General features: G+C 70.8%; 25 protein-coding genes. 11 read left to right on the top strand and 14 right to left on the bottom strand.

What is annotated here, in order from left to right; genetic code table 11:
- Nucleotides 1–121 precede the first annotated feature (121 nt).
- From BW982_RS15595 to BW982_RS15570, 6 genes are all read right to left on the bottom strand, one after another.
- Nucleotides 122–1,135, bottom strand: a complete 1,014-nt coding sequence (locus BW982_RS15595; protein WP_076494878.1) for a LacI family DNA-binding transcriptional regulator — start codon at nucleotides 1,133–1,135, stop codon at nucleotides 122–124.
- Nucleotides 1,128–2,663, bottom strand: coding sequence for a sugar ABC transporter ATP-binding protein (locus tag BW982_RS15590; RefSeq protein ID WP_076494876.1), 1,536 nt, complete (start codon nucleotides 2,661–2,663; stop codon nucleotides 1,128–1,130). The genes BW982_RS15595 and BW982_RS15590 overlap by 8 nt, the downstream gene beginning before the upstream one ends.
- A 54-nt stretch (nucleotides 2,664–2,717) precedes the next feature.
- Entirely contained in the window at nucleotides 2,718–3,731 is a 1,014-nt protein-coding gene (locus BW982_RS15585; RefSeq protein WP_076494873.1) for an ABC transporter permease subunit, read from the bottom strand.
- The gene (locus BW982_RS15580) at nucleotides 3,731–4,774 is read right to left on the bottom strand and encodes an ABC transporter permease (protein ID WP_076494870.1); all 1,044 of its coding nucleotides are present in this window, start codon (nucleotides 4,772–4,774) and stop codon (nucleotides 3,731–3,733) included. Before BW982_RS15580 ends, BW982_RS15585 begins: the two co-directional genes overlap by 1 nt.
- Complete coding sequence (locus tag BW982_RS15575; RefSeq protein ID WP_076494867.1) at nucleotides 4,771–6,321, bottom strand: sugar ABC transporter ATP-binding protein; 1,551 nt, start codon at nucleotides 6,319–6,321, stop codon at nucleotides 4,771–4,773. The genes BW982_RS15580 and BW982_RS15575 overlap by 4 nt, the downstream gene beginning before the upstream one ends.
- Before the next feature lie 98 nt (nucleotides 6,322–6,419).
- Nucleotides 6,420–7,400, bottom strand: a complete 981-nt coding sequence (locus tag BW982_RS15570) for an ABC transporter substrate-binding protein (protein ID WP_076494864.1) — start codon at nucleotides 7,398–7,400, stop codon at nucleotides 6,420–6,422.
- Between the two features lie 238 nt (nucleotides 7,401–7,638).
- On the opposite strand from BW982_RS15570, the gene BW982_RS15565 reads away from it, so the two are divergent.
- The gene (locus BW982_RS15565; RefSeq protein ID WP_076494862.1) at nucleotides 7,639–8,199 is read left to right on the top strand and encodes a flavin reductase family protein; all 561 of its coding nucleotides are present in this window, start codon (nucleotides 7,639–7,641) and stop codon (nucleotides 8,197–8,199) included.
- A 33-nt stretch (nucleotides 8,200–8,232) separates the two neighbouring features.
- On the opposite strand, the gene BW982_RS15560 is transcribed toward BW982_RS15565, so the two are convergent.
- Nucleotides 8,233–9,129 (bottom strand): DUF808 domain-containing protein, encoded by an 897-nt coding sequence (locus tag BW982_RS15560; RefSeq protein WP_076494860.1) that lies wholly within the window; start codon nucleotides 9,127–9,129, stop codon nucleotides 8,233–8,235.
- Nucleotides 9,130–9,299: 170 nt separating this feature from the next.
- On the opposite strand from BW982_RS15560, the gene BW982_RS15555 reads away from it, so the two are divergent.
- The 4 genes from BW982_RS15555 to BW982_RS15540 all read left to right on the top strand — a co-directional run bounded on the left by BW982_RS15555 (nucleotide 9,300) and on the right by BW982_RS15540 (nucleotide 11,970).
- Nucleotides 9,300–10,283, top strand: a complete 984-nt coding sequence (locus BW982_RS15555; RefSeq protein ID WP_076494858.1) for a MauE/DoxX family redox-associated membrane protein — start codon at nucleotides 9,300–9,302, stop codon at nucleotides 10,281–10,283.
- Nucleotides 10,284–10,382: 99 nt separating this feature from the next.
- Complete coding sequence (locus BW982_RS17955; RefSeq protein WP_076494856.1) at nucleotides 10,383–10,973, top strand: molybdopterin-dependent oxidoreductase; 591 nt, start codon at nucleotides 10,383–10,385, stop codon at nucleotides 10,971–10,973.
- A complete protein-coding gene (locus BW982_RS17950) occupies nucleotides 10,970–11,710 on the top strand; it encodes an FAD-binding oxidoreductase (RefSeq protein WP_217693692.1) in 741 nt (246 codons plus the stop codon). Before BW982_RS17955 ends, BW982_RS17950 begins: the two co-directional genes overlap by 4 nt.
- Complete coding sequence (locus tag BW982_RS15540) at nucleotides 11,710–11,970, top strand: DUF6510 family protein (RefSeq protein ID WP_076494854.1); 261 nt, start codon at nucleotides 11,710–11,712, stop codon at nucleotides 11,968–11,970. The genes BW982_RS17950 and BW982_RS15540 overlap by 1 nt, the downstream gene beginning before the upstream one ends.
- A 27-nt stretch (nucleotides 11,971–11,997) precedes the next feature.
- Here BW982_RS15540 and BW982_RS15535 read toward each other — a convergent pair whose 3' ends face one another.
- Entirely contained in the window at nucleotides 11,998–12,597 is a 600-nt protein-coding gene (locus tag BW982_RS15535; protein ID WP_076494852.1) for an alpha/beta fold hydrolase, read from the bottom strand.
- A gap of 182 nt (nucleotides 12,598–12,779) precedes the next feature.
- On the opposite strand from BW982_RS15535, the gene BW982_RS15530 reads away from it, so the two are divergent.
- Both BW982_RS15530 and BW982_RS15525 read left to right on the top strand, forming a co-directional pair.
- Nucleotides 12,780–13,943: a PucR family transcriptional regulator gene (locus tag BW982_RS15530; RefSeq protein WP_076494850.1), complete on the top strand. Its 1,164-nt coding sequence runs from the start codon at nucleotides 12,780–12,782 to the stop codon at nucleotides 13,941–13,943.
- Nucleotides 13,940–14,785 (top strand): alpha/beta fold hydrolase, encoded by an 846-nt coding sequence (locus BW982_RS15525; protein ID WP_076494848.1) that lies wholly within the window; start codon nucleotides 13,940–13,942, stop codon nucleotides 14,783–14,785. The genes BW982_RS15530 and BW982_RS15525 overlap by 4 nt, the downstream gene beginning before the upstream one ends.
- Nucleotides 14,786–14,796: 11 nt before the next feature.
- On the opposite strand, the gene BW982_RS15520 is transcribed toward BW982_RS15525, so the two are convergent.
- The 5 genes from BW982_RS15520 to BW982_RS15500 form a co-directional block, all read right to left on the bottom strand.
- Nucleotides 14,797–15,609, bottom strand: coding sequence for a family 1 encapsulin nanocompartment shell protein (locus BW982_RS15520; RefSeq protein WP_076494846.1), 813 nt, complete (start codon nucleotides 15,607–15,609; stop codon nucleotides 14,797–14,799).
- Complete coding sequence (locus tag BW982_RS15515) at nucleotides 15,609–16,643, bottom strand: Dyp-type peroxidase (protein ID WP_139327502.1); 1,035 nt, start codon at nucleotides 16,641–16,643, stop codon at nucleotides 15,609–15,611. The genes BW982_RS15520 and BW982_RS15515 overlap by 1 nt, the downstream gene beginning before the upstream one ends.
- The gene (locus tag BW982_RS15510) at nucleotides 16,640–16,840 is read right to left on the bottom strand and encodes a hypothetical protein (RefSeq protein ID WP_076494843.1); all 201 of its coding nucleotides are present in this window, start codon (nucleotides 16,838–16,840) and stop codon (nucleotides 16,640–16,642) included. The genes BW982_RS15515 and BW982_RS15510 overlap by 4 nt, the downstream gene beginning before the upstream one ends.
- A 142-nt stretch (nucleotides 16,841–16,982) precedes the next feature.
- Complete coding sequence (locus tag BW982_RS15505; protein WP_139327501.1) at nucleotides 16,983–17,369, bottom strand: nuclear transport factor 2 family protein; 387 nt, start codon at nucleotides 17,367–17,369, stop codon at nucleotides 16,983–16,985.
- A gap of 105 nt (nucleotides 17,370–17,474) precedes the next feature.
- Nucleotides 17,475–20,303, bottom strand: a complete 2,829-nt coding sequence (locus BW982_RS15500; RefSeq protein ID WP_076494839.1) for an ATP-binding protein — start codon at nucleotides 20,301–20,303, stop codon at nucleotides 17,475–17,477.
- 97 nt (nucleotides 20,304–20,400) lie between these two features.
- On the opposite strand from BW982_RS15500, the gene BW982_RS15495 reads away from it, so the two are divergent.
- The gene (locus tag BW982_RS15495; protein WP_076495079.1) at nucleotides 20,401–20,994 is read left to right on the top strand and encodes a TetR/AcrR family transcriptional regulator; all 594 of its coding nucleotides are present in this window, start codon (nucleotides 20,401–20,403) and stop codon (nucleotides 20,992–20,994) included.
- 93 nt (nucleotides 20,995–21,087) lie between these two features.
- Nucleotides 21,088–21,903 carry a helix-turn-helix domain-containing protein gene (locus BW982_RS15490; protein WP_076494837.1) on the top strand — a complete coding sequence of 272 codons (816 nt, stop codon included), beginning with the start codon at nucleotides 21,088–21,090 and terminating at the stop codon, nucleotides 21,901–21,903.
- Nucleotides 21,904–21,964: 61 nt separating this feature from the next.
- Here BW982_RS15490 and poxB read toward each other — a convergent pair whose 3' ends face one another.
- Nucleotides 21,965–23,698, bottom strand: coding sequence for a ubiquinone-dependent pyruvate dehydrogenase (gene poxB, locus BW982_RS15485; RefSeq protein ID WP_076494835.1), 1,734 nt, complete (start codon nucleotides 23,696–23,698; stop codon nucleotides 21,965–21,967).
- Between the two features lie 203 nt (nucleotides 23,699–23,901).
- Here poxB and BW982_RS15480 point away from each other — a divergent pair, with 203 nt between their 5' ends.
- Entirely contained in the window at nucleotides 23,902–24,102 is a 201-nt protein-coding gene (locus BW982_RS15480; RefSeq protein WP_076494833.1) for a hypothetical protein, read from the top strand.
- Nucleotides 24,103–24,281: 179 nt separating this feature from the next.
- Entirely contained in the window at nucleotides 24,282–25,118 is an 837-nt protein-coding gene (locus tag BW982_RS15475; protein WP_076494831.1) for an alpha/beta fold hydrolase, read from the top strand.
- The last annotated feature ends 274 nt before the right edge of the window (nucleotides 25,119–25,392 follow it).

Here is a 25,392-nt window from a genome sequence, read left to right as displayed (position 1 = left end):
GGACACGCGGACGCGTCCCCGCGGCATCCGCGTGTCGTGGACACCGAACCCTCCGCGCGGGCGCAGGGGAACGCACCGAACCGCGACGCGGAGGCCGCCGGAGACGCCCGAAGGCTCGGCGTCAGGGGCGCAGCGGCGCCGAATCGCGCAGGACGAGACGCGTCGGCAACGGGGTGCTCTCGCTGACGGTGTCGGGCTCCTCGACCATCAGCAGCACCTTCTGCATGAGGATCTCCCCCAGCGCGGCGAAGTCCTGGCGCACGGTGGTGAGCGAGGGGAAGAGGAACGGCGCCTCCGGGACGTCGTCGAAGCCGACCACCCCGACGTCCTCCGGCACCCGGAGCCCGCGCTCGCGCAGCGCCGACAGCACACCGATCGCCATGTGGTCGTTGGCGACGAAGATCCCCTCGCCCGGCGCGATGTCGGTCTCGGTCGCGATCCGGTAGCCGCTCGCCGCCGACCAGTCGCCGTGGACGGGAGGCGTGGACTGCGCGCGCGCGGAGGCGATCTCCTCGCGCCACCCCCGCAGACGCTCCACCGCGTCGGGGTTGCGGGCCGGACCGGCGATGTGGCGGACCGTCGTGTATCCCGACTCGAGCAGGTGTCGCACAGCCGCCCGCGCCCCGCGATACTGGTCGATCGCGACGAGGCGCGGGTGGGGACGGCTGGTCGTGGCGGCGGCGACGATGGGGACGTCGATCTCGATCGCCTGCACCGCCGCCAGCACCTCGACGTCGACGACGATGAGCACGATGGCATCCACGCGCTGCTTCAGGAGCCCGTCGATCGCGGCACGGACGGCGGCCACGTCGTTCTGGGGCGAGCTGATCGCGTCGACGTTGTAGCGGGCGGCGCGGGCGGCGAAGTTGAAGTTCGTCGCGATCGACGTGGGACCGTAGTCGACCGTGCCCGGAGTGACCAGGCCGATCGTGCGGGTCCGCCGCGTGACCAGGGCCCGCGCCGCCGGCGACGGGCTGTACCGGAGCTGCGCGATGGCCTGCTCGACGCGCGCCCGCGTCGCGGGCCGGACGTTGGGCATGTTGTTCAGGACGCGCGAGACCGTCTGGTGCGAGACACCGGCCAGGCGGGCGACATCGAAGATGTTGGCGGTCCGGGATGCCTTGTCCTCAGCCATCGGAGACCCCCTCCTCCCCCGCGGCCGGCTTGGCCACGAGGGCGAGGAGGGCGTCGGAGGTGAGTTCGGCGGCGGGAAGGATCTGCGCGAGCACGCCGTCGCGCATGACCGCGACCAGGTGCGCGACCCGCAGCACCTCGTCGAGTTCGGCGGAGATGTAGACGATCGCGAGGCCGTTGTCGGACAGTTCGCCCACCAGGCGCTGGATCTCGGCCTTCGCCCCGACGTCGATGCCGCGCGTGGGCTCGTCGAGCACGATGACCCGAGGCGAGAGCGCGAGGAGGCGGGCCAGCAGCACCTTCTGCTGATTGCCCCCGGAGAGCGTGGCGACGGGGCGGTCGATGTCGGCGGGGCGGATGTGCAGCGCCTCCACCCAGCTCGTCGCGAGCTCCCGACGCCGCGCCGTGCTGAGGCGGTGGAAGATCCCGCGCTGCGCCTGGAGGGCCAGCGTGATGTTGTCGAGGACGCTGAGGTCGCCGATGATCCCCTCGGTGCGCCGGTTCTCCGAGGAGTACGCCACGCGTCGGCGGATCGCCTCGCGGGGCGACCCGAGCCTCACCGGCTCACCGTCGATGCGCACCTCGCCGCCGTCGGGGTGGTCGACGCCGGTCAGGGCTCGCGCCAGTTCGCTGCGTCCCGACCCCAGGAGCCCGGCGACACCGATGACCTCGCCCTCGGCGATGTCGACGTCGGCGTCGCGCAGTCGGGACCCGGATGCCAGACCCCGCGCGCTCACGATCGACGGCCCCTCCGCGGGCTCGGGCGAACGCTGCCCGAGCGGCGCGAGGGCGTCGGCGGCGGCGCCGAGCATCTTCTCGACGAGGTCGATGCGGAGGAGCTCACGCGTGCCGTACTCCCCCACCAGTCGCCCGCCGCGGAGGACCGTGACGCGATCGCAGATCTCGTAGACCTGGTCGAGGAAGTGCGAGACGAAGACGATCGCGATCCCCTGCGTCTTGAGATCGCGGATGACCCGGAAGAGCTCGGCGACCTCGTCGGCATCCAGGCTGGAGGTCGGCTCGTCGAGCACGAGCACCTTCACCTCGATGGAGACCGCGCGGGCGATCGCGACGAGCTGCTGGATGGCGAGGGGGTGGGTGGACAGCACCGACGACGGGTCGACGTCGACGCCGAGCGACGCGAGGGCCTCGGCCGCGCGATCGCGCATCGCGCGGTGATCGATCATCCCGAACCGCCGCGGCTCGCGTCCGAGCGAGATGTTCTCGGCGACGGTGAGGTTCGGGAGGAGGTCGATCTCCTGGTAGACGGTGGAGATCCCGACCGCCTGCGCATCCGCCGGGGTGGAGAACTGCATCGCACGACCGTCGAGGAGGATCTCCCCCTGGTCGAGACGCAGCGCCCCCGTGATCGCCTTGATCAGCGTCGACTTGCCCGCGCCGTTCTCTCCCATGAGCGAGTGCACCTCGCCGGGGCGCAGGCGGAAGTCGACGTCGGCGAGGGCGGACTCGACGCCGAAACGCACCGTCGCCCCGCGAACCTCGAGGAGGGGCGGGGCAACGGTGGACATGGGGTCAATCATGCCCGCGCGACGCTCGTCGCGCGCGCATCCTGCGCGGGCGCGTCATTTGGAGAGCGCGGACCGCGAGACGATGATCCGCTGGACCACGACGAACACCAGCAGCAGCGCTCCGACGGTGATGCGGGTCCAGGACTGCTCGGCGCCCGAGAAGGAGATGATCGTGCGGATCAGGCCGTAGACGAAGACACCGATCATCGAGCCCAGCACGAACCCGCTCCCACCCGTCAGCAGCGTGCCGCCGATGACGACCGCGGCGATCGTGTCGAGCTCGGTCCCGACGCCGTTGAGAGGGTAGCCGGCGCCGGAGTACGCGGTCAGGACGATGCCCGCGAGCCCCGCGCACACGCCGCTGATGACGTAGACCGACAGCTTGGTGCGCACGACGGGCAGGCCCATGAGCCGCGCCGACTGCTCGTTGCCGCCCACCGCGTACACGGTGCGCCCGAACCGGGTGAAGCGGAGCACGAACGCGGCGAGCGCCACGGTGAGCAGCGCGATGATCCCCGTCGGGGTGATGTACCACCCGGCGAACGAGAAGCGGGTGGACTGCAGCCACAGCAGTCCCTCGTTGTCGACCTTGATCGATTGGAGGCTCACCACGAACGCCAGGCCGCGGGCGAGGAACATGCCGATCAGCGAGGCGATGAACGGTTGCACGTCGAAGAACTGCACGAGCACGCCGATCAGCAGACCGATGGTTGCGCCGATGAGGATCATCGCCGGAACCGCGACCGCGACGGGAACCCCCTGCGAGAGCAGGCTGGCGCACAGGATGCCGGTGAAGGCCATGACCGCACCGACGGAGAGGTCGATGCCGCCCGTCAGGATGACGAAGGTCATGCCGACCGCGAGCACCAGCAGGTACGCGTTGTCGAGCAGGATCGACGACAGGATCCGCGGCAGCTGGAAGTTCGGGAAGTACGCCATGGACCCCGCGATCATGATCAGCAGGATCGCGATCGCGGCGAACACCGGGATCCACGAGACGTGGCGGCTGAGGAATCGGCGGTACGTGGTCGGGGCGACGGGGCCCCGCTCAGCGGTGAGAGTGGCCATCAGGACAGCACCTTTGCGTCAGGACGTCGGGTGAGGGGACGCAGGGCGGAACGGCCCGCGGTCTGGAAGAACGCGCGGAACCGGCGCGACTGCAGCAGCACGACGATCAGCACGGCCGCGGCCATGAAGACCGGGCTGACGGCCGGCGGAACACCCAGGAAGGTGATCGTGCTCTTGAGCGTCTGGATCGTGAACACGCCGACGACCGTGCCGGCCAGGCTGAACTTGCCACCGGCGAGCGAGGTTCCACCGAGGACCACCGCGAGGATGGCATCCAGTTCGATGTAGAGACCCGCGGCGTTCGCGTCGGCGGCCATGATGTTCGAGCTGTAGAGGATTCCGGCCATGCCCGCGAGCGTGCCGCTGGCGATGTAGGCGCCCCAGATGATGCCGCGCGAGCGGACTCCGGCGAGGCGGCTCGCCTCGGGGTTGATGCCGACCGCCTCGGTGAGCATGCCCAGCGCGGTGCGTCGCTCGACGATGCCGACGACGATCACCGCGGCGATCGACACGTAGAAGGCGAACGGGAGCCCCAGGACGTATCCCTGCGCCATGAACTGGTACGGGTCGCTGTTGATCGTCGTGATGAAGCCCTTGGTGATGAGGAGGGCGACTCCGCGGCCGGCGAGCATGAGCACGAGGGTGGCGATGATGGGCTGGATGCCGAGCACCGAGACCAGGAAGCCGTTCCAGACGCCGAGCAGCAGGGCGCTGCCGACCGCGGCGGCGATGGCGATCATGACGACGCCCAGGTTGCCCGGGTCGGGCGAGGCCTCGATGATCGTCAGCGCCACGGCACCGGAGACCGCCATGATCGCTCCGACCGACAGGTCGATGCCACGGGTGGCGATGACCAGCGTCATGCCCAGCGCGACGAGCATGAGCGGGGCGCTGTTGCGCAGGATGTCGATCAGCGATCCGTAGAGCTGCCCGTTCTGCACCGTGATGCTGAGGAACGACGGCCGCGAGATCGTGTTGACGGCGATGAGCGCCACGAGGGCCGCGATGGGCCACACGAGGCGGTGCGAAAGGAACTTCTTCATGCGATCTTCTCCCGATCGGACGACGTTGTCTCGGGCTGCCCCTCGGCGATGTAGGCGACCAGACCGTCGAGGTCGACGTCCTGGGTGGCCAGCTCGCCGATCTTACGACGGTCGCGGAGCACCGCCACGCGCTGCGCGATGCGCAGCACCTCCTCCAGCTCGGAGGAGATGAACACCACCGAGAGGCCCTTCTCGGCGAGTTCGGCGACCTTGCGCTGGATGTCGGCCTTCGCGCCGACGTCGATGCCGCGGGTGGGCTCGTCGAGGATGAGCAGTTCCGGCGCGGTGGCGAGCCAGCGGGCCAGCAGCACCTTCTGCTGGTTTCCGCCGGACAGGTTGCGGATGAGCGCGTTCGGGTTCGCGGGACGCACCCCGAGCGCGGTGATGTACTCGTCGACGATCGCCTGCACCTCGGCGGCGCCGAGCTTGCGCAGCGCACCGCGGCGGGCCTGGACGCCGAGGATGATGTTCTCGGCGACGGTGAGGTCGCCGACGATGCCTTCGGCGCGGCGGTCCTCGGACGAGAAGGCGATCCCGCGATCGAGCGCATGGCGCGGAGAGCCGAGGCGCGAGGGGGACCCCCCGACCTCGACCTGGCCCTGATCGGCGCGATCCGCGCCCGCGATGAGGCGGGCCAGCTCCGTCCGGCCCGAGCCCAGGAGTCCCGCCAGACCCACGATCTCGCCCGGGAAGACCTCGAGGTCGATCGGTTCGAGCGCATTCTTGCGGGCCAGCGAGACGGCCTTCAGGACCGGGGTCCCGGAACGGTCGATCGGACGCTCGGCGCTGGCCGAGATGGCATCCAGTTCGCCGAGCTCGCGGCCGATCATCTTCGCGACGAGCTGTTCGCGGCTGAGCTCCGCGATCGGGTACTCCCCCACGAGCGTGCCGTTGCGCAGCACCGTCAGGCGGTCGGAGATCTCGTAGATCTGGTCGAGGAAGTGCGAGACGAACAGGATGGCCACACCCCGGTCTCGCAGGCTCCGCACCACGGCGAACAGCTGCTCGACCTCGCCCCGGTCGAGGCTCGAGGTCGGCTCGTCGAGGACGAGCACCGTCGTGTCCACGACCATCGCGCGGCTGATCGCGACGAGCTGCTGGATCGCGATCGAGTGGCTGGCGAGGATCGAGCGGGTGTCGATGTGCACACCGAGCTCGGCGAGCGCGGTCGCGGCCGCGGCGTGGGTGGCACGCCAGTCGACCATGCCGGCGCGACGGATCTCGTTGCCGAGCATCACGTTCTCACCGACGGAGAGGTTCTGGCAGAGGTTGACCTCTTGGTAGACCGTGGCGATTCCGGCCGCCTGCGCATCGGCCGTGGAGCGGAACAGACGCTCCTCGCCCTGCACGCGGATGGAGCCGGAGTCGATTCCGTAGACACCGGTGAGGGCCTTGATGAGGGTGGACTTGCCGGCGCCGTTCTCCCCCATGAGGGAGTGGACTTCGCCGGGATAGAGGGTGAAGTCCACGCCGTCGAGCGCCTTCACTCCGGGGAAGGAGATGCTGATGCCGCGCATCGCGACGACGGCGGAGCGTTCGGATGTCATGCTCGATCGCTTTCTCGGGGGATGAGTCGAGGGAGGGTGTGCGGGGCCGGAATCGGCCCCGCACACCCGGGGACGGACGCCAGGCGTCCGTGGATGGATCAGTACTTGCGGTCGGGCAGAGCGGCCTTGGCCTGCTCCTGGTCGAACGCCTGGTCCTCGACGATGTACTGCTTGTCGACGGACTCGCCGGCGACGACCTTCTTGACGACCTCGGCGACCTTGTCGCCCAGGAGCGGGTTGCACTCGACGATGTAGTTGAACTCGCCGTCGGCCAGAGCCGTCATGCCGTCCTTGACCGCGTCGATCGTCACGATCTTGATGTCGGTGCCGGGCTTGAGGCCCGCCGCCTTGATCGCGTCGAGCGCGCCGAGGCCCATGTCGTCGTTGTGGGCGAACAGCAGGTTGATCTGCGAGCCGTACTTCTGGAGGAAGCCCTCCATGACGGTCTTGCCCTCGGCACGGGTGAAGTTACCCGTCTGCGAGTCGAGCACCGTGATGTCGGTCCCCTTGATCGCGTCGTTGAAGCCGGTGGCACGGTCGGTGGCGGCCGACGAACCCGTGGTGCCCTCGAGCACGACGAGGTTGGTCGGGGTCTTGCCGAAGTTCTCGGCGACCCACTTGCCGGCCGTCTCGCCCTCCTTCTTGAAGTCCAGACCAACCCAGCTGGCGTACAGGTCTTCCGACGCGGACACCGTGCGGTCTTCGAGGATCACCGGGATGTTGGCGTCCTTGGCTTCCTTCAGCACGTCGTCCCAGCCGTCGGTGACGATGGGGGCGAGCACGATGGCATCCACACCCTGGTTGATGAAGCTGCGGACGGCGGCGATCTGCGCCTCCGGCTTGTTGTCGGCCGCGTTGAAGATGAGGTTGAAGCCGTTGGCCTCGGAGAACGCCGTCTTCATCGACTCGGTGTTGGCGCTGCGCCATCCGCTCTCGGAACCGGTCTGCGCGAAGCCGACGGTGATGACCTTGTCGTCTCCGCCGCCACCGGCGGTCGAGCCGCCACCGGCGCAGCCGGCGGTGGTCAGAGCGATCGCGCCCACGAGCGCGAGTCCGGCGAGGGTCTTCTTCGCCTTCATGATGAAACCTCCTCGTTTCGCCGGCGGCGTCGCCGGTCCATGTGATGCAGCCGCTCGGGCGGGCTGACTTCTGAATGTTAGCGCTCACACTCAGCGCTCTGTCAAGAACGATTTGCAACGGAAACATCACGGAGAAGGCGATGTGAAGCCTCACAACACTCGCGTGCGGGCGGATCACGTGTGTCGCCGCGTTTCGGCGTCCCGCGCCGGGCCGCGCGCCGAGGGTTACCGTCGAGGTATGACTTCCCTGCCGCAGGAGCGATCCGAGAGCACGCCGACCATCGGCACGTCCGTCACGGCGGACGACTTCAAGCGCGCGTTCCGCGGCCACCCGGGCGGCATCGCCGTCATCACCGCGTACGGCGAGCACGGACCGGTCGCCCTCACCGCCTCATCCGTGTCGTCGGTCTCGGCCGAGCCGCCGCTGCTGATCTTCTCGGTCTCGAGCCTGTCGTCGGCGACCCCGACGATCGTGGCCGCGTCCACGATCGTCGTGCACCTGCTCGACGCCGAGGACATCGTCCTGGCCCGTGCCGGCGCCACGAGCGGACTCGACCGCTTCGCCGACACCTCGACCTGGTCGCGCCTGCCCACGGGCGAGCCGGTGTACCACGGCGTCCGGGCATGGTTGCGGTGCGCCGTGGTCAGTCGGATGGATGCCGGCGGCTCGACCGTCATCGCCGCCCAGGCCCTGCAGGTCGACGTCGAGCGCGACCTCGAGCCGGGCGAGCCCGGCGCCGCCCTGGTGTACCACAACCGCACGTGGCACCGCCTGGGCGAGCACTCGCGCCTCGACTGACGCCGAGCCTCGGAGGTCCCCGCCGGCGGGGGCTCAGTGCGCGGCGTCGGCCGACTCGCCGCGGTGGAACACCCGCCGGAGGCCGGTGACGACGGCGACGATGACGAGCCCCAGGATCAGACCAAACACCGCCGAGATCGCGGTGTCCACGATCCACACGACGACCGGGCCCGTGGCCTCGATCGCGTGCTCGACGGCGTGGAGCAGATCGGACGGTCCCGCCCAGAGGGTCTCGCCGAGGTTCTGCACCACCAGGTGACCGCCGACCCAGAGCATCGCGATCGTCCCGATCACGCTGATCACACGGAAGACGGCGGGCATGGATGCCACCACCCGGGCGCCGAAGCGACGGACCCCACGCGCGGGACTCTTCATGAACCGCAGTCCGATGTCGTCGATCTTCACCAGGAGTGCGACGGCGCCATAGACCACGACCGTCATGGCGAGTCCGATGACGAGCAGCGCGCCGAGCGTCATCCAGATGCCGAAGCCGGGATCCAGGCTCGCGAGCGCGATGAGCATGATCTCGGTGCTGAGGATGAGGTCGGTGCGCACGGCCCCGAGTACCAGCTTGCGCTCGTCGCGAGGCCCGTCGTCGTCACCGTGACCGTGACCGACCCCGAACCACTCCAGCACCTTCTCCGCACCCTCGAAGCACAGGAACCCGCCTCCGAGGATCAGCAGGAACGGCAGCACCCCCGGCGCGAACGCCGTCAGCAGCAGCGCGATCGGGATGATGATGACGTACTTGTTGATGATGCTGCCGAGGGCGATCTTCCAGACCACCGGCAGCTCACGGGCGGGCGTGATGCCCTGCACGTACTGCGGCGTCACGGCCGCGTCGTCGATCACGACGCCCGCGGTCTTCGCGCTGGCTTTGAGTGCGGCGCCGAGGATGTCATCCACCACGGCGAGCAGACCGACGGACATGGGCGATTCTCCCTGGATGAGCGGCTGCCGCGGGAGCCGCGCGCAGTGACGGAGTCGTCACAGCGACACTATCGGCCCCCGCGAACGGCGGGCGCGCCGGCCGACTTCACCCGCCGAAAGCCCGGCACCGCCGGCCGCACCGCTCGCCCGGAGGGTGGGACTCTGGGGCGATGCTCGGGCCGTTCAGCCTCCCCGTCCTCGCTCTCGCCGCCGTGTTCGCCGCCAGCGGCGTGGGCAAGCTCCTCGACATCGACGCCGCGCCCGCGACACTGCGCGCGCTGCGCCTGTCGGGTCTCCCTCCGCGGACCGTCGTCGGTGCCGTCGCGGTCGTCGAACTCGTCGTCGCCGTCGGACTCCTCCTCGGGAGCGGAGTGGTCTCCGCCACCGCGAGCGCTGCCGCCCTCGCGCTGTCGATCGTCTTCCTCGCCGTCGGCGTGCGGGCGCAGACGCGCGCGTCGACCGAGGACTGCGGATGCTTCGGACGACTGGCATCCACTCCCGTGGGTCCTGCCCTGACGGCGCGCAACACGGCGATCGCCGTCCTCGCCGGACTCGCGATGGTCGGCTCCGTCAGCGCACCGCTCGCGCCGGCGGTCGCCGTCCGCCTCGCCCTGTCCCCTCTGCTCGACGGCGTCCTGCTGCTCAGCGTCGCAGCCGTCGCCGTCATCGCCGCGACGCTCCGACCCTCCGGCGGACGCTCGGCGTCCCCCGCGGCCGGGGTGCCCGACGCCGCCCTCCTCACGCCGGACGGGTCGGTCGTCGTCCCCCGTCAGCGCGCCCTGCGCGGGCGCGCGCAACTGCTGCTCTTCGTCCGACGGGGATGCACGTCGTGCGAGAACCTGATCGACCGGATGCGATGGGACCGCGCCCCGCTCGAGACCCTCGTGGACGTCCGACTCATCGTGCCGGTCGGCGACGACATGCCCCTGAGCGCGGCCGACGAGGGTCTGCACGTCGATCCGTCCGGGGAGTTCGCCAGGGCGCTCGGCATCCCGGGCACCCGCCCGGTGGGGGTTCTGCTGACCACCACCGGCGAGATCCTGCAGCCGATCGCCGTCGGGGGCGACGAGACCGCCGCACTGGTCGGCACCGTGCGCGCGGCTGCCGCGGACACCGGCGGTCCGCACGCCGACGGAACGTCTTCGACGAACTGACGGGTCGCGACGCCCCGGGATCCGACAATCGTCCCTGTCGCGCGGTCGGCGACCTGGCTAGGGTGAAACTCGCCCACGCCGGGGAGGAAAGAGGCATCCATGTCGTTCATCACTCGAGGATTCTCCGGACGCCGTTCCGAACGCGACCCGCGTCTCCCCCCGGGCCAGACCCTGGTGGGCGATTGGCCCGTGCTGTCGGCCGGTCCGACGCCCGAGATCGACGCCGACGAATGGGAGTTCGTCGTGCGCACCGAGAACGGCGACCACCGCTGGAACACCGCCGAGCTGCAGGCGCTGGGGATGGAGGACATCACCGTCGACATCCACTGCGTCACGCACTGGACCAAACTCGACATGCCGTGGCGCGGGGTGTCGCTGGACCGCATCTTCGACGAGGTCGAGACCGCCCACGACTACGTGATGGCGCACTCCTACGGCGGATACACGACGAACGTGCCGCTGGAGGACCTCCTCGACGGGAGGAGCTGGATCGCCTTCGAGGCCGACGGCGAACCCCTCACCCCCGAGCACGGTGGCCCCGCCCGGCTGCTCGTGCCGCACCTGTACTTCTGGAAGAGCGCCAAGTGGGTCCGCGGCCTCGTGACCATGCCCGACGACGACCCGGGGTTCTGGGAGCAGAACGGGTATCACCTGCACGGCGACCCGTGGCAGGAGGAACGGTACTGGTGACGCGCCGCCCGACCGCCTGGCACACCGCGACGGTCGCGGACATCCGCGCCGAGACCCCCACGGCGCAGCGCATCGCACTCGACATCCCGACCTGGCCGGGGAACGACGCGGGGGCGCACCTCGATCTGCGTCTCACGGCGCCGGACGGATATCAGGCGTCGCGGTCGTACTCGATCGCCTCGTCCGGGGACGGCACGCGCGTGCTGCTGGCGGTGGACGAAGTCCCCGACGGCGAGGTCTCGCCCTTCCTCGTCCACGATCTGCGGGTCGGCGACGAGATCGAGGTGCACGGACCGCTCGGGGCGTTCTTCGTGTGGACGCCGCCGACCGAGGCATCGCCGCGGCCCGTGCAGCTGATCGCCGGCGGCTCCGGAGTCGTTCCGCTCTACGCGATGGCCCAGGCGCACGCCGCCGCCGGAGACCCGAGCGAGTTCCGCCTGCTGTACTCGGTGCGGACCCCGGGCGACCTGTTCTTCGCGGACGAGCTCGCGGCGCTCGCGGCGTCGGGCGCGATCGACCTCGACCTCGTCTACACGCGCGCCGCGCCTCCCGCGGCATCCACCCCGCCCGGCCGTCTGACGGCCGAGCGTCTGCGCGACGCGGTGCTCTCCGCCGCCCGCGCCCCGCGCGTCTACGTCTGCGGCCCGACCCCGTTCGTCGAAGCCGTGTCGCGCTGGCTCCTCGCCGCCGGCCACCGGCCCGGCGACATCCGCACCGAGCGATTCGGAGGCTCGTGATGGGCGTTCTCGACGGCAATGCACTCGCCGGCCGGCTGACCGACCTCCTCGGATGGGATGCCACCGACTCGCTCATCCGCTGCCGATCCTGCGGCGACGGCGGGGCGATGGCGCGGGTCGCCGTCTACGCCACGGCGATGGGGACCGTGGCACGCTGCCGCTCGTGCGACGCCGTGCTGATGACCCTGGTGGACGAGATCGGCGGACGGTCCTGGTTCGGGATGCCGGGCATCGACGCGCTCGAGGTGCGGCGGGCGTAGGGCGGCGGGTGGCGCACCCGCCCGCGCTCAGTCGTCCGCGAAAGCCAGCAGGTCGCGGATCACGGCGTCGCGCTGCTCCGCGCTCAACGCCTCACGCACCCCCGGGTAGACCCGCAGCTGCGCGTTCGGCGACGCGATCGCCGCCCCCAGGGCCGTGTCGTTCACCGGGGATACCGGGTCGGTCTCGCTGTGGAGCACCAGGGTCGGCACCGTCACGTGACCGAGGTCGGTGGCGTAGTCGGCGGCGAGGGACGGGACCGACGAGGCCGGCAGCACGACCGGCGAGCTGATCAGGGCGAGCCGGGAGATCGCACCCGCGGGCGCGGTGCGCGCGGCGTGGGCGGCGACGGCACACCCGACGGTGTGGCCCACCAGGGTGGCATCCCGGATTCCGAGGGACGCCAGCAGAGCCAGAAGACGCCCGGTCGCGATCGTCGTCTCGGCGGGATCGGATGCCAGGTCGGCCACGTCGACCACGACCACCCGGTGCCCCGCCGCCGCGTCGGCCGCGACCGCCGCGGCACTGTGGACGGCCTCGACGGACCCCAGCACCAGGACGATCGGGGGGCCTTCGCCCACCGCGAAGGAAGGAAGGGTCCACCCGTCGTCCAGTGTCGTCTCGATCATGTCCTCTCCCTCCCGGACGCGCGGGGCACCGCCCGGGTCGTCACAGGTTAGAGAGCGCCGGGATCGCCGCTCCCCGTCGTACGTCGAAGGGCTTTACATCATTCGTCGGACACGCCCGGGAGCGAGGGTGGTAAAACCCGACCCCTCCCCGGGGCGGGAGAGCCCGCCTACGCTCGCGGATCATGAAGCTGCAGGAGATCGTGGACGAGCTGGCCCGCACGCTCGGGCGCTCCGTGGTCGTGAACGACCTCGACTACACGCCCATCGCGGCGAGCGAGCAGGAGGACGACGTCGACGAGATGCGTCGCCGCGCCCTCCTCAAGCGCACGACCCCGCCCGAGGCGCGGGAGTATCTGGAAGGGCTCCACATCCGGCAGATCCGGCAGCCCACCAACGTTCCGATGGCGCCGTTCGGCGGTCAGGAACGCCTGGCGATCCCGATCCGCAGCGGCGATCAGACGATCGCGCTCCTCTGGCTCATCACCGGCGACAAACCGGTCCTCCGCAGCGTCGATTACGCGGCCATCGACGCGGCGTGCGAACTCATCCGGGTGCTCCTGGAGCAGGAGGCCGACCGCGACGGGGGCGAAGCGCGCGGCGTGATCGACGCGCTGCTCTCCTCCGACGACGCGACGGCCCGCCGCGCGTTCCGCGAGGCGGTCGACCGGCGCATGTTCGCGCCGGGTCCGGGCACGACGGTCCTGGCGTTGCGCATCGACGGCTCGGTCAGCGAGATGGATCGGCTGACTCTCGGCCGACGCCTCGCCACGACCCGGGCGCCGCGCGTGCTGTCGCTCGGGGTGCACCGTGGCCCGCTGCTGCTCGCCGCTCGCACGACCGACGTGGAGGCGGTCGCACAGGTCGTCTCCCACGAGCTCGCCGCGGCGGGGATGGCCCCGGCCCCGATCGGGACCGCCACGTTGGACGAAGCCGAGAGCGACCTGGTCGGGGCGGCCGACCGCGCCGTGATCGCGGCGCGCATCGTGTCGCGCGTGCCGTCGGTGGCCGGTATCGCCGACATCGCGGACCTCGGTTTCTGGGCGCTCATCGACAGCGTCGCGGCGGATCCCGAAGCCGTCCGCGTGTACTCGCCCGCCGCCTACGCGCTGTGCACCTCGGAGGATCCGACCCAGAGGGAGACCGTGGAGACCTATCTCGACGTCGGGGGGAACGTCCGGGTGGCGTGCGAGAAGCTGCACATCCACCGCACGACGTTGTACTACCGGCTCGACAACCTCCCCGACACCGTCAAGGACGCGCTCGACGACGGACCGCGGCGCAGTGCGCTGCACATGAGCATGAAACTGTTCCAGTACCACCGCGCGGCGGCGGGGCTGCACGCATGAGGACGACGACGGCCCTGCGCCACCTCACGGACGACGGCGTCGCCCTCGCCTTCGACGACACCGGGGGCGACGGAGTGCCGCTCGTCCTCCTGCACGGGTGGGGTCAGACGCGGGAGATGTTCCGGGGCCAGCGCACGATGGCATCCGGCCGCCGCGTGATCACGCTCGATCTCCGAGGACACGGCGAATCCGCGAAGCCGGTGCACGGGTACCGGGTCGCGCGCCTGGCCCGCGACGTGCACGGCTTCATCACGGCGCTGGACGTCGCCGAGGTCGACGTTCTGGGCTGGTCGATGGGGGCTTCGGTCCTGTGGTCGCTGATCGATCAGTTCGGCACCGACGGCCTCGGTCGCGCGATCTTCGTCGATCAACCCGCCGCGGTCGTGGCCGCGCCGTGGATCTCGACGCGGGAGCGCGAGGAGACCGGCGCGATCCTCGATCCGGCCGGTCTGTACGCATTGGCCGGGGCCATCCACGATGACGCGACCGGGAAGGTCACGCGGGACTTCGTCCGCAGCATGTTCGGGCGGGAACCGGATCCGCAGCTGTGGGACTTCGTCTGCGCGGAGCTGCGGTCCGCGCCCCGGGAACAGGCTTCGACACTCCTGGTCGATCACGCCGGGCAGGACTGGCGTGATCTTCTCCCCCGGATCGACCTCCCTTCCCTCGTGATCGGCTGCGTGGGGAGCCACGTCACACCGACGTCGCAGCGCTACATCGCCGAGCGCATCCCCGGGGCACGACTGCATGTGTTCGACGGGAACACCGCGCACTCGCACTTCCCGTTCCTCGAGGACCCCGACGGCTTCAACGCCGTGGTCGACGCGTTCCTGCGCCGCTGAGCGCGGACGGATCAGTCGTCGTCCGCGCCCGGGAGGAGCGCGATCGCCGCCTCCGGAGTCGCGATGCGGAAGCTGAAGGACTCCTCGAGGTACAGCTGCACCCGGTCCTCCGCGGACGCCAGGTACCCGAGCGCCACATCCTGCCCGACCTCGAGGAGGAAGTCGCCCCCGCGCAGGCTGATCACGACCGCGCCCTCGATTCCGGGTGTCCACACGACATCGCCGCTGAGGATCCGCTCGATGTGCCGCCGGAGCGGCTGGCCGCCGGCGTCGTTCCCGCCGAGGACCTCCACCCACTCGCGCGATCCCACGGCCATGCCGTACGGTCCGCCGATCCCCGCGTCGCCGAGTCGACGGACGGCCTCCGCCGTGCGACGCGTCAGCCCCGCGGCATCCCCCGCCCCATCGATCGGGGCGTGCGGCGAACTCGGTGCGATGCCCGCGAAGCCGACGGCGGGCCAGCCGGCGAGGATCGCGGTGTTCTCCCGCACGGCGAGCCGGTGCGCCGCCTCGTCGAGCGCGGAGAGGTCGGTGTCGACCGCGCCGCGCGCCGTGTCGTCGAGCTCGGACCTGGCGAGGACGAAGTCCGCGCGCACCTCGGTCAGCGCGAGCACGACGCGCTGCCGCGCGCGCAGTCCGGCGTCGTCGCCGACCGGGCGCACACGACCGGTGTTGGTCGAGGAGTGCTCCCATCCCCGCGGCCCGACGAAGTCGACGAGGCGACGCGCGCCGAGAACGGGCTGCAGCCGGGTCCGGGCCTCGTCGTCCAGCGCGTTCCAGGTCTCGTCGGTGATCGGGGCGAGACGGCGAGTGAGATGATCCATCAGTTCTCCTGGGGAAGCGGGGCGCGGTTCGCGCCGATACCGAGCGAAGGGGAGGAAGCCGCGACGACCGTCGCGGCGGGGACGGGCGCATCGCGGTCGTCTCCGAGGACCGCGAGCTGTGCCGCCGACGGGGCGAAGAAGGTGGAGCCGGTCAGCGCGATGGAGAAATCGAGCAGGCGGTCGTGGATGCCGGGAGGATCCCCCACGAACATCCGCCGGAGCATCGTCTCGATGACCCACAGCGCACGCGCCTGGCCGAGGAAGTAGGTGCCGAACTCGCCGTGGCCGGGGCGGCCGAACGGCATGTTGTCGCGCACGATGTCGTGCTCGACGCCCGCATCGTCGACGATCGTCGCGAGCGTCTTGTGCGACTTCTGTCCCGAGGTGGCGTCGTCGAGCTCGACGTTGTCGGCTTTGGTCCGGCCCATGATGTGCTCCTGGACCTCGGCGGGCAACGCCTGCCACCGTTCGAGGGGATGCCGGTACTTCTGCACCACGACGTAGGTGCCCCCGGCGAAGGCGGGGTCTTCGTCGCCCACGAGCACGCTGTCGTCGGCGTCGTCTCCGACGGGATTCGCCGTGCCGTCGACGAAGCCGAGCAGGTCGCGCCGATCGAACGAGCGGAAGCACGACGTCTCGTCCTCGACCCGGATGCCGTCCCCGAGCGCCGCGACCAGGAGTCGTTCGAACTCGAAGCACAGGTCGGCGCGATCGCTGCGGATGTGGAAGAGGAGATCGCCGGGCGTGGCGACCGCGGTGTGCACGGCGCCGACCACCGGCGCGAACGGGTGCAGTTCGCGCGGCAGCGGACCACCCACGAGCGTCGGCCACACACGGGCCCCGATACCGACCGTGCACGACAGCCCGTCCGAGGGGTCGCGGAATCGCACCGTCTGGACGAGTCTGCCGAGGTCGCGCAGCACATCCCGCACGTCGTCCACGGCGGAGTCCGCCACGGTGACGACGAGGAAGATCGCGTGGCCCGTGAGCGGCGCGGTGAAGCGTTGCACACCGTCCGGCAGCCCGCCCCTCACGGGCGTTCTCCCCCCGCGCGCGACCGCGCGTCGTCCACGTCCTCGAGGGCGGCCAGGATCGCGTCGAGGGCCAGCACGACGCTGTGGACGGCCTGTCGATCCCCCGCGTCGTCGGACATCCGTTGCACGTCGTAGTTGGCGGCGCTGACGTGCCGGCGCGCTTCCGCGAGGTACCCGTCGAACTCGATCTCTCCCATGGAACCCCTCTCCCCCGGCGCGACCCGTCGTGACGACCGCGACCACGAACGCCTGCGACCGCAGGCTAGGCGTACGGGGATGACCGCCGCTCCGACAGACGTCGAGAGACCCTTCGACGGTCGCGGCCGCCGCAGGTGCCGATCAGGCATAGGACTGCGTCCACTCCACGATCTGCATGTCACGCAGCCGGAACTTCGCGAAGCTCTGCACCCGCGCCTCCTCGCCGGTGGGCAGCCGCAGGGACAGCGTCAGGTGGGCGAAGACCGTGGCGGGTCCGAATCCGAGGTCCTCGAGCTCCACCCCGAAGCGGGCGAAGCCGTGGCGGATCTCGCGCACGGCCCGGAGCACGCACTCCCTCCCGTCGATGCTGCGTCCCGGGGCTGTGACGAACACGACCTCGTCATGGAGGAACGGCCGGAGGTCGCTCCAGCACTGCTCGTCGAGCAGCTCGAGGAAGTCGCGGACGATGAGTTCGTGCTCGAGGTGCACGATGGCGGGCCCCGCGAGACGGGACAGTGAGTCGGTCATGGCATCCTCCAGATCGTCGATGACGACGATGGTGACCGACCGGCACGCCGACCGCACCCGACGGGTGACGAATGCGCATCCGACATCCGTCAGGATCCGCGGCGTTCAGTCGTGCGCGGACGACAGGATCTCGATGACCTCGCTCCGGGTGTTGACCCCGAGCTTGGCGAAGATGTGACGCACGTGGGTGACCACGGTGTGGGGCGAGAGGAGGAGGGCTTCCGAGATCTCCTTCGTCGTCGCCCCGGTCCGCAGCACATCGGCCACCTGCTGCTCGCGCTGCGACAGGCCGAGGCCGGCCGGGTCGGCCGTGGACGCCGCCTTCGGGCGCGTGCGCACGCCACGCGCCCGAAGGCTGCGGAGCACCCGGCTCGCGTCGCGGGTCGCGCCCACGGCCTGGTAGACATCGAGCGCTTCGGTGAGCGTCCGCGCGGCTTCCTCATCGCCCACGAGGACGGCGGCGAGCACCTCCAGGACGCGCGCCAGGACGAGCGGTCGCTCGCCCGCACGACACAGCACCGCGGACTCCCTCAGCAGTGACTCGGAACGGTCGGCCAGACCGCGCACCGCGAGCTCGACGGCCTGCACCGCGGGGCGGTCCGGATTGGCGTCGGCCCGCGCGGCGACGGTGACGCGGACCCGGTCGAGCGCGTCCGTGTCGCGGGCACCCAGACACACCTCGGCGAGGAGGAGGTCGTCGAGCAGGTCGGCGGGGGTGGTCATCGCCGGCGCGGGCTGGTCCAGCCCTTCCAGCGCGAGCGAGCTGAGGGCACGGGCGTCGTCGAACCGCCCCGCGTCCAGGGCCTCCACGACGAGGTTCCACCGACCCGTGCGCGTGAGGCCCTTGCCCTCGGCGAGAGCCGTCACGAGCGGGCGGGTCTGGTCGCGCAGGACGCGGTCGCCGGTGTGGAGGGAGATCCGGAACAGGACCACGCCTGCCGTGGCGTTCGCGAAATCCCCGAGCTGCAGCTCCGACGCCAGGTCGAGGACGGCCTCAGCCTGCGTCCGAGCGTCCTCGAGGGCGCCGAGGTCGTAGAGCACGCGGGCACGCACCATCATCCAGAAGGCCTCGGCGATGACGTTGTGCGCACGACGCGCTTCGGCCAGACCGGTGTCGACGTCGCGCAGCGCCGCACGGCACTCACCCAGCGAGTTCCGCATGAACGCCATCCAGAGGCCCTCCGGGAGCCACAGCGAGGCGAGGGTGCCCGAGTCCGCGATCCGCCGGAGGGCGTCGCGCTGCAGCCGGAGAGCGTCGTCGAAGCGCGACTCGTAGAAGGTCAGCACCGACTCGCTCGCATCGAGCGTCGCGAGAGCCACGAGGTCGCGCCGGTCGTCGGCCTCGGCGCGCCCCCGACGGATCGAGTCGCGCAGCCCCTCGGGGTCTGCCGCGTTGGCACAGTTCAGCGCGCGCACGGCGAGCAGTTGCACGCGCGTCGCCGGGGCGGCATCCGGGATCTCCAGGGCGCGGTCGCAGATCTCCAGGGCCCGTTCGAACGAGGACTCCGTGAACAGGCGGGCCATCACGAGATCGACGCGGGCCCGTTCGTCGCCGCCGAGAGAGGCGGAGAACCGGTCGCCGATCGCGGCCACCTCATCCGCCCGTCCCCCCGCCCACAGCACCGGGAGCAGCTCCACGATCTCGGCCCGGTACCGCTCGGTCGCGGGCGCCAGCTCGGCGGCCCGGGCGACCAGCGAGGCGGCGGTCTGCGCGTCGGTCGCGGCGAGTTCCCGGGCGGCATCCAGGAGAAGGGCGAGGGACTCGTCGTCGCCCCGTTCGGCGAAGCGGAGGAGATCGGGCGCGAGCGCGGCGGCGGGCACGCCCTCCGCGCGGCGCTTCTCCAGCACGGCACGGCCCAGCGCACGACGGAGAGACGGAGACAGACTCTCGAGGGCGGCATCGCGGATCGTGTCGTGACGGAACACCAGACCCGTACCGTCGTCGGCGACGATGTCGGCGGCGAGGAGCTCGTCCACCGACGCCAGCGCCGACGCCAGCGGCAGGTCGAGCACGGAGACGACTCCCGGCAGCCCGAACCGTCGCCCGAACAGCGCGCCCGCCTGCGCCACCCGTCGGGCATCGGCGGAGACCGCCGCGAGCCGTCGACGCGAGGACGCGCCGAACCCGCGGGGCACGCGGGAGTCGACGATCTCGGCCGTGCCGCCCGTGACATCTATGAGGTTCTCGTCCGACAGCCCGTAGAGCATCTCGAGCGCCAGCAGGGGACTCCCCTCCGCGGCGCCGAGCGCGTCGGCGAGGACGGGGCCCGCGGGCATCCCGAGCACGTCGCCGCCGATCTCCCGCACCGCCGCGTCGGTCAGCGGCTCGAGTTCGATCAGCGCACCGACGTCGCGGGCGTACGAGAGGAGGCGGTCCTGACCGGCATCCGTCCCGCCCGGACGCGTGCCGATCAGCCACGTCACGGGCATTCCGACCGTCGTCCGCATGAGCGCCGCCACGGCACCCACGGAACCCGCATCCAGCCACTGCAGGTCGTCGATGACGAACAGGAGTCCGCGGGAGGTGGCGGCACGTTCGATCCCGTCGTGCAGCAGCCGGGTGATCCAGTACTGGGGATGGGATCCGAGCAGGACCGGCGCCAGCTCCGCGGCGTCCAGCAGGGGTGGACTGGCAGCCAGGGCGGCATCGGTGAGGGCGCCCAGTGGCGTCGTCCGCGAGTCGGGCGTCGGAGCGACGATCACACGGCACCAGCCGCGACGACGCGCGGCCGCGATCGTCTCCTCCAGCAGTCGGGTCTTGCCGATGCCGGGGCCTCCGACGAGCACGACGACGCTGACGGCGGGGGCGTCGAGCGCTCGATCGATCTCGAGGAGGACGTCGTCGCGTCCGCGCACGGGAAGCGTGCCGCGCGAGACGCCGGGGCTCAGGGCGAGCGCCGGGTCCGGCTCCGAGGGCGAGGAAGAGCGGGCCACATGACGGAGCGTACTGGAGTGAGCGATCCAATACGTGGAAATGCAAGAGAACGCTCCCACGCGTCCCGACCTCCACCCCGTCCGATACGGTCGTGTCATGCCGCGTGGTCGCACCTTCGATACGGCGTCCGCCGTCGACGCCGCCATCGATCTATTCTGGTCCCGCGGCTTCGCGGGCGTGTCGATGCAGGACATCGCCGAAGCGACCGGCGTGGGCAACGGCAGCCTGTACCTCGCTTTCGGCAGCAAGCGCGAGCTGTTCCTGGCGGCGTTCCGCGCCTACTGCGAGCGGCGGGTGGCCTTCGTCCAGAGCGCGGTCGCGTCGCCGGCCGCATCCCCCGACGACGTACTCGCCCGCTACTTCGCCGCGGTGGTCGACGACTGCGCCGGCGATCCGCAGCGACGCGGGTGCCTTCTGATCAACTCCATCGCCGAACTCGGGCACGAGGCGCCGATCGCGGAGATCGCCGACGACACGCTCGCACGCATGGTGAGCGCGGTCGCCGAGGCTCTGGACGCCGCCTCCCCCGCGGACGACGAGCGGAGCGACACATCCCGGGCCGCCGAACAGGCCGTGGCCGCCTCCCAGTCGTTGATCCTGGTGAGTCGCCTGGGTCGCTCGCGTGACGTGCTGGAGCGCTCCGCCCGGGACAGCGCGGCGATGATCGCACAGGCCGTCCGCGCCGCCTGAGCGGATATGCGATGTCGGGGGATGCCCCGGGTGATGTGGAGCGACCGCTCCATCACCTAACGTGATGCCATCGCCCTCACCCCGGAGGATCACATGGCCCGTCGCTCCTCGCCCCTCGGAGTCTTCCTCGCCGCCCGTCGCGCCGCATGCGTACCCGAGGATTTCGGCGTCGAGCGCGACGGTCGTCGGCGCGTCGCGGGGCTGCGACGCGACGAAGTCGCGGCCCGGGCCGGAATCAGCCTCGAGTACTACGTGCGGTTGGAGCAGGGGCGCGTCACCCGCCCGTCCGACCAGGTGACCGAGTCGCTCGCCCGGGCTCTGCGCATGGACGCCGTCCACGCCGACTATCTCCACCGACTCGCCCGCGGCGCCGCCAGCCCCGCCCGCCCGGTCACCGCGCAGACGACGGAAAGCCTTCGGGTACTGCTCGAGCAGTGGCCGGCCTGCCCCGCCTACGTCACCGACAGCGCCCTGGACATCCTCGCCGCCAACGACGCGATGCTCGCCCTTTCGGGAGGCGACCTGGCGCCGGGCCGCAACGCCCTTCTGCAGACCTTCCGCCCCGAATCCCGCCAGTCGGTGCGCGACTGGGAGCGAGTGGCGCGCGACGCCATCGCATCGTTCCGCTTCAACGCCGACCCCGATTCCCCCCGCGTACAGGAACTGCTGGCGCAGCTCGCTGACGACCCCGACTTCCCGCGCCTGTGGGCGTTGCATGAAGTCGCCCAGCCCTCGACGTTCCGACTGTCGGCCCGCGTCGATGATCTCGGTGAGCTCGAGATCGGTGTGCAGAACTTCACTCCCCCCGCGCACCCGGGCTGCTTCGTGACGATGTACTTCGCCACGCCCGGCTCGGTGACGGCCGAGGTCTTCGCCCTCCTCACCGCCCCGTCCGTCGTCGCCGCCTGAGGCTCGACGGCCGCCGCCGTCGACCCCGGAAGATCGGCGACGGGTGCCGGCGAACGCCGCCTCAGTCCCGGTGGAGCAGGCGCCGGAGGACGTTGGTGTCGGCGAGGTCGATCAGCTCATCGCCGCGCCCCGACAACAGCGTCCGCAGGGCGAAGAGGGCGAACCCCTTCGCCTGCTCCGCCGTGATCGTCGGCGGGATCGCCAACTCCTGGCGCGCCACGACGACCGAGACGAGCGCGGGTCCGGGTCGGTCGAACGCCTCGGCGAGCGCGGAACGCAGCTCTTCGCCGGTCGTCGCGCGATAACCCGGGATGCCGATCGCCCGGGCCACCTCGGCGAAATCGGGGTTCTGCAGGTGCGTGCCGGCGTTGACGATGCCAGCGGCCTTCATCTCCACTTCGACGAAGTCGAGAGCCGAGTTGTCGAACACGACGATCTTGATGGGCAGGTCGTTCTGACGGATGGAGAGGAGATCGCCGAGCAGCATCGCGATGCCGCCGTCACCGGCCAACGCGATCACCTGTCGGTCGCGGTCGACCGCCTGCGCACCGAGCGCGTGCGGCATCGCGTTGGCCATGGATCCGTGCGTGAAGGATCCGATGAGGCGCCGGCGCCCGTTCATGCGCAGGTAGCGCGCCGCCCAGATGACCGGCGTCCCGACGTCCGCGGTGAACACGGCGTCGTCGGCGGCCAGCTCGTCGACGAGGCGCGCCACGAACTGAGGGTGCAGAGGCTGCCGGCCGTCGTCGGCGGCCAGATCGTCGAGACCCGTCCGCGCCCGCCGGTAGTGGTCGAGGCTGCGCCGGAGGTGCCGGTCGTCCCGATCGTCGCGGAGGAGCGGCAGCAGCGCCCGCGCGGTGTCGCCGGAGTCGCCGACGAGACCGACGTCGATCGCGGTGCGCCGGCCCAGCTGCTCGCCGCGAAGATCGATCTGCACGACCTTGGCGCGGGAGGGGTAGAACTGCCGGTAGGGGAAGTCGGTGCCGATCATGAGCAGCGCGTCGCAGTGCTCCATGGCGCGGTATCCGGACGAGAAGCCGAGGAGCCCCGTCATCCCGACGTCGAACGGGTTGTCGTACTCGATCCATTCCTTGCCGCGGAACGCGTGCACGATCGGAGCCTTCAACCGCTCGGCAAGGGCCAGCACCTCGGCGTGGGCGCCGGCGACCCCCGCCCCGGCGAGGATCGTGACGTTCTCGGCGGAGTCGAGCATCTCGGCCGCGGCGGCGAGCGCCCCGTCGGTCGGGACGATGTGCGACGCCGTGGCGACGATCGGGGCGCTGGGTCGGCGATCCGCAGCCCGAGCGAAGAACACGTCGCCGGGCACGACCACGACTGCGACGCCCTGCTTCTCGACAGCCGCGCGCATCGCGGCCTCCAGTACCCACGGCATCTGCTCGGGGCCGCCGACGAGTTCGACGTACACGCTGCACTCGCGGAAGAGCTCCTGGGGGTGGGTCTCCTGGAAGTACCCGCTGCCGATCTCCGCGGACGGAATGTGCGAGGCGATCGCGAGGACCGGGACGCGGGAGCGCTGGGCGTCGTAGAGACCGTTGATGAAGTGGAGGCTTCCCGGGCCGCAACTGCCGGCCACGACGGCCAGCCGACCGGTGATCGCCGCCTCCCCCGCCGCCGCGAAAGCCGCCGACTCCTCGTGGCGGACATGCATCCAGTCGAGGGACCCGTCGCGACGCAAGGCATCGGTGAACGCGTTCAAGGAATCGCCGGGGAGCCCCCACACCCGTTCCACCCCTGCTCGGTGCAGCGTCTCGACGATCATTTCGGCGACGTTCATCTCACCCTCCGGCTCAGCGATCATGGGCGGCGGACGACGGCGCATGCCCGCCGGGAAGGAGGCTACGTCGGCCCACGCGCTCGGCACTCGGACAGCGGACGACCCACCCTTCGACATCCGTCGAACCGTCGTCGCGCGGGCGACGCCTACCCTCGGGGCACCGCGGGCGCACCCGGCACCCGCGGGGAGAGAACGGAGCTCCCATGAGCCACAGCGACACCCCCGCTCTGCCCGACCTCACCGGTTCCGTCGACGAACGCCTCGCGCGCCTCGACGATCTGGAGCGGGACGGCGCCCTGCTTCCGGCGGCCTGGCTCCAGCGACAACTGCGCACAGCGCTCGCGGAATGGGCCGACGACGAGACGCGACTCGACATCGTCCGCGAGAACCACGACGACTACTGAGGCGCTCGCCGCCGGCATCCGACAGCCCGTCCAGGTGTGCGAAGAGATCAGACAAATGTCGAAGCAGGCCGCGGGACCGTCCTGGTTATCGTGAACGCGCTCGGCCCCGGACCCGGATGGCGAGCGACCCACCCACACCCCCGAGCAGCGCTCGGATCCATCACACGAGAGGTTCGATCATGGGATTCGTCACCACCGAAGACGGCGCGGAGATCTTCTTCAAGGACTGGGGCCCCAAGGACGCCCAGCCGATCATGTTCCACCACGGCTGGCCGCTGTCGTCGGACGACTGGGACGCGCAGTTGCTGTACTTCCTCGACAAGGGCTACCGCGTCATCGCCAGCGACCGGCGCGGTCACGGCCGGTCCTCGCAGATCGGCACCGGTCACGACATGGACCACTACGCCAGCGACGCGTCCGCCGTCGTCGAGCACCTGGACCTGCACAACGCCATCCACATCGGTCACTCCACCGGCGGCGGACAGGTCGCCCGCTACGTCGCGAAGTTCGGTGAGCCGCAGGGGCGCGTCGCCAAGGCCGTGCTCGTCGCCTCCGTCCCGCCCATCATGCTGCAGAGCGACACCAACCCCGAGGGCACGCCGCTGTCGGTGTTCGACGGCTTCCGCGAGGCCCTCGCCGCGAACCGCTCGGAGTTCTTCGAGGCCGTGGCATCCGGTCCCTTCTACGGCTTCAACCGCGAGGGCGTCACCCCGTCCCAGCCCGTGATCGACAACTGGTGGCGTCAGGGCATGACCGGCAGCGCCCAGGCCCACTACCTCGGCATCAAGGCGTTCTCCGAGACCGACCAGACCGAAGACCTCAAGGCCATCACGGTCCCGGTCCTGGTGCTCCAGGGCGACGACGACCAGGTCGTGCCGTACAAGGCCGCCGCGCTCCTGCAGCACGAACTGCTGCAGAACTCGACCCTCAAGATCTACGAGGGCTACCCGCACGGCATGCTGACCACGCACGCCGACGTGATCAACCCGGACATCCTGGCGTTCATCCAGGCGTGACCGGCGAGCCGAACCGGCTCACGCGCGAACGGCGCACTCGGGTTCTCCCGGGTGCGCCGTTCGCGTGCGCGGGGACGGGGAGGGATGCCGGCGGGCGGCGCCCTCGTGACACTCGAGCGCACGCCTCTCGGAGCAGGTCGTGCAAACGACGAAAGCCCCGGCGAACCGGGGCTTTTCGTGCGGGCACGCTGAGACAGCGTTGGAACCACGACGCGTGGGCTGCTGTTAGCGCTGCCTTAGCGCCGTCGGATGCGGCTGTAGTCGATCCGTCCGG

The organism is Microbacterium sp. RURRCA19A (genome assembly GCF_900156455.1).
Classification (GTDB): domain Bacteria; phylum Actinomycetota; class Actinomycetes; order Actinomycetales; family Microbacteriaceae; genus Microbacterium.
This window is presented reverse-complemented; position numbering and strand designations above follow the sequence as displayed.